Source organism: Burkholderia sp. HMSC10F09 (assembly GCF_001806955.1).
Lineage (GTDB): Bacteria > Pseudomonadota > Gammaproteobacteria > Burkholderiales > Burkholderiaceae > Burkholderia > Burkholderia multivorans.
The window spans coordinates 1-669 of sequence record NZ_KV786657.1; the positions used below are offsets into that span (position 1 = coordinate 1).

General features: G+C 52.5%; 1 rRNA gene. It reads right to left on the minus strand.

The annotated features are described in order from the left end of the window. Positions 1-586 (minus strand): 23S ribosomal RNA (locus HMPREF3115_RS10830); the annotation flags it as partial. Between the last annotated feature and the right edge of the window lie 83 nt (positions 587-669).

Sequence of the window (669 nt, forward strand, 5' to 3'; positions counted from 1 at the left end):
AAGTCGCTGACCCATTATACAAAAGGTACGCCGTCACCCCTTACGAGGCTCCGACTGTTTGTATGCATGCGGTTTCAGGATCTATTTCACTCCCCTCCCGGGGTTCTTTTCGCCTTTCCCTCACGGTACTGGTTCACTATCGGTCGATCACGAGTATTTAGCCTTGGAGGATGGTCCCCCCATCTTCAGACAGGATTTCACGTGTCCCGCCCTACTTGTCGTACACCTAGTTCTTTCATACTGTTTTCGCCTACAGGGCTATCACCTGCTATGGCCGCACTTTCCAGAGCGTTCGGCTAACAATACAAATAAAGAGTACAAGGCTCATCCCATTTCGCTCGCCACTACTTTGGGAATCTCGGTTGATTTCTTTTCCTGCGGTTACTTAGATGTTTCAGTTCACCGCGTTCGCTTCACATGACCTATGTATTCAGTCATGGATACTCCATACGGAGTGGGTTTCCCCATTCGGACATCCCCGGATCAAAGCTTGTTTGCCAGCTCCCCGGGGCTTTTCGCAGGCTACCGCGTCCTTCATCGCCTGTGATCGCCAAGGCATCCACCACATGCACTTGTTCGCTTGACCCTATAACGAGTCTGTCTCATGTCGGCCATCGTTAGCGCTTCAGCGCTTACGAGGGCCCCATCCCCGCATGGGGACGACAGTCG